Origin of the sequence: Pseudogracilibacillus amylolyticus (SeqCode), from assembly GCF_051918545.1 — a bacterium.
GTDB lineage: Bacteria > Bacillota > Bacilli > Bacillales > Amphibacillaceae > Pseudogracilibacillus.
Genome location: NZ_JBPPZG010000309.1, coordinates 1 through 3144 on the forward strand (window position 1 = coordinate 1; position 3144 = coordinate 3144).

Sequence of the window (3144 nt, forward strand, 5' to 3'; positions counted from 1 at the left end):
TTCATTTGTACCGAAATTTTCTATGATTTCCTCTAATTGTTTCGTCATCCTTCTAATATCCCAATGAAAGAGCAGAAGCATCCCGATACAAACAGTTAATAGAAAAATCAAAATAATGATTATCAACCAGCTACTCACTTTCATTCATCCTTTCTTCATCAATCAATATTCTGTTTGGCGAATCCTTTTACCCCTATTAGTAAAGAAATTACTGAAACCAAGATACCGGTAACCCAATGACGATAATCGAATTGAGCAGAATTATTCATAAAGCTCATTAAGTTTTCGTTTAATAGCGTACTCGGATTATAATCAAACAAAGTATTATCGAACAGCATGTATAACAGATCACCAGAAAAAACATAAATGAATAGGAATATGATAATGATATAGACTTCACTGACCTTAAGCATTTTCAACGTATGAATCATAAAAAATCCACTGAGCACAATAGGTATCATGTTTGAACTAGCTATCAAGAAATTGCTAACTGACTGTTCTTCACTAGCAAATAGATTTTTTCCTAATGCAATGGTTAAGAGCAGACCAATTACACATAGCAACAGAAAGTAACTTAAAGTTAGGATTAACTTTGACCAAAAGATCGTGTACCGAGAGACACCAAAGGATACAGATTGTTTGATTAGAGACGTATCCTTCCCCGTGAGAGTCGAATTAAAGAGTAATGCTACAATCATTATTAGTAGTGCTCCACTAATTACGTTCGCATATAAAAACATACTGGTTGCATAAGGAAAATTGGAATCCAGATGTTGAGAATAGTATAAGACAACAGCTGCTGCAGCGATTAACAATAAACAAATCACACTCGTTATATAAAGTCCCTTTTTACGGAGCAAACGATAATGTTCACTTTTCATATAATTAATCATTTTACATCCCCCTCCACTAATCCTAAGAAGTACTCTTCTAATTTTAGTGCTTCTATACGAAATTCCATCACTAACACATCATTGTCATTGAAGAGCCGATTGATTTCGCCACCTTCTTCTACGTGATTTTGGATAGTGATTATTTGGTCAGGAAGGATTTTATACTGAATATCACCATATGCTTGCTCTAATAACCGTGCTGCTTTCGCTGTATCATTAACTTTAATACAAATTTGTTTCTTACTTTTTTCATCTAAAGCCTCTTTACTTAAATCATCGACGATTACACCATTCTTGATAAATACAAAGCGTGTTGCCAGCAATTGCAGTTCAGTTAAAATATGACTTGACACTAAAATCGTTGTTTGTTTTTCTTGGTTTAGCTTCAATAATAACTGACGAATCTCCATAATCCCTTCAGCATCCAACCCATTGATTGGCTCATCTAGCACTAAACAATCTGGACTACTTAGTAGACAAAGGGCGATACCTAATCGTTGCTTCATTCCCATGGAGTACTCTTTAAACCGTTTCTTCTTTTCATTTGCTAAATCAACAATTTGTAAAACCTCATAAATACGTTCTTTCTCAGCAATGCCTCGTTGAATTCTAAAATAATCTAGATTTTGTGTTGCAGTAAAATCCGGGAAAAACTCAGGTGTCTCTATCATGAAGCCCATTCTCTTTTTGGCTTGAGCTAATTCCTTACCTGATTTGCCAAATAGTTGAATGTCTCCTGCAGTTGGAATTAATTGTCCCGAAAGCATTTTAAATATAGTTGATTTGCCAGCACCATTTTTACCAATTAATGCACAAATTTCTCCTTTTCTTAAAGAGAAATCTAGAGGTTTAATAACTTCTTCTTTTTTAAAGGTTTTCCTCAATTGATACGTTTGAATAATGGTATCCATCTTGTCGATCCCTTCGCTAAATTTATTGATATATTCAGTTTAGCTTAGATGTCTTTAATATCCTTTAAACAAAACATAAAGAAATCATAAAGAAATTAAACCAGCATAAAGCCGACTCCCCATATCGTCTTTATATACTCGTCAGAAGATATTTGGGCAATTTTTTTACGGATATTTGAGACATGGACACTAATGGTATTGTCATCGCCTAAGTAAGTCCCTTTCCAGATTCTTTCATAAATCTCCCTTTTAGAAAAAGCACGCTCAGGATGGCTCACAAATAAAGATAAAATATCAAATTCTGCATTCGTTAATTGCAGCTCGGTTTTTTCTAAAGATACGGTTAGTTTTTCTAGATTGATTTCGAGTCCTCGCCATACTTTCACCGCCGTTTGTTTTGGATAAGCATTTGCTTTTCGTAATTGAACTTCAACTCTAGCTACGACCTCTTTTTGATTAAACGGCTTGGTTATATAATCGTCTGCCCCTATTTTTAATACATGTACTTTATCTTCTATATCAACCTTGGCTGATATCACAATAATTGGAATACCACTCTTTTCCTTAACCTGTTTTATTAATTCTTCTCCACTTATACCTGGTAACATCAAGTCCAATAATATTAAATCGTAAGTATTTTGTTGCAGCTGTAGGAGACCTTCTGTACCGGAATAAGCGACAACCGTATCCATACCTATTTTTGTTAAAATCAAGTTCAATAACTTACTAATTTCTTGATCATCTTCAATAATTAAAATTCTTTTACCTTTACTCATTTTCATCACCCGTCTTTGAAACATTTCGTTCTGAATTAATTACTATTGATTAAATAATTATAGCTTATTTTGTTCGATGTTGACTGAATCATTTTGAGAATAGAAAAAACGAATAGTATTTTACGTTACATTAAAAAACCCGTTTTGAAAACAAGATTATCAAAACGAGGCAATCTATATTTTATATCTTATAGTATTAGGTAAAATCTCTTTTGACGTTACCGCCAGTTCCATCACACCGCACAAGCGAGTTTCCAACATATGTAAATTAGATGGCACATTTTTCAAGCGTGACTAGTACAACTAGTATGCCTTTTTCTTAGCAGTTATCTCAATTGCTTACCAAAGACGATATGCCAATGTAAGTGTTTTGAGTCCTGATAATCTCCCAAGTTCGTTATGACTCTACAAGCTCCGTTCTCTTCTGTAACCATAGTAGCAACCTTTTTAATTACCCCTAGTAACTCAAGTAATAATCCATCATCACTTTCTTCTAAAGTAATTAGAGAAGAGATATGTTTCTTGGGAATTGCAACAATATGTACTGGGTAAAAAGGTTTTGTA

The 3144-nt window shown here is 33.7% G+C and carries 4 protein-coding genes; all 4 read right to left on the bottom strand.

What is annotated here, in order from left to right; all coding sequences use genetic code 11:
* Positions 1–158: 158 nt before the first annotated feature.
* Complete coding sequence (locus ACPYKA_RS20035) at positions 159–893, bottom strand: ABC transporter permease (RefSeq protein WP_479543953.1); 735 nt, start codon at positions 891–893, stop codon at positions 159–161.
* On the bottom strand, positions 890–1804 hold the full coding sequence (locus ACPYKA_RS20040; RefSeq protein ID WP_479543954.1) for an ABC transporter ATP-binding protein: 915 nt from the start codon (positions 1802–1804) through the stop codon (positions 890–892). Before ACPYKA_RS20040 ends, ACPYKA_RS20035 begins: the two co-directional genes overlap by 4 nt.
* Before the next feature lie 95 nt (positions 1805–1899).
* Positions 1900–2580, bottom strand: coding sequence for a response regulator transcription factor (locus ACPYKA_RS20045; protein ID WP_479543955.1), 681 nt, complete (start codon positions 2578–2580; stop codon positions 1900–1902).
* 326 nt (positions 2581–2906) lie between these two features.
* Positions 2907–3144 (bottom strand): HIT domain-containing protein (locus ACPYKA_RS20050; protein ID WP_479543956.1); only part of this gene is annotated, 238 nt, incomplete at its 5' end.

What these genes read in the sequence shown, in the direction of transcription:
- ACPYKA_RS20035 (WP_479543953.1), bottom strand. Translation starts at nt 893, where the DNA reads ATGATTAATTATATGAAAAGTGAACATTATCGTTTGCTCCGTAAAAAG.
- ACPYKA_RS20040 (WP_479543954.1), bottom strand. Translation starts at nt 1,804, where the DNA reads ATGGATACCATTATTCAAACGTATCAATTGAGGAAAACCTTTAAAAAA.
- ACPYKA_RS20045 (WP_479543955.1), bottom strand. Translation starts at nt 2,580, where the DNA reads ATGAGTAAAGGTAAAAGAATTTTAATTATTGAAGATGATCAAGAAATT.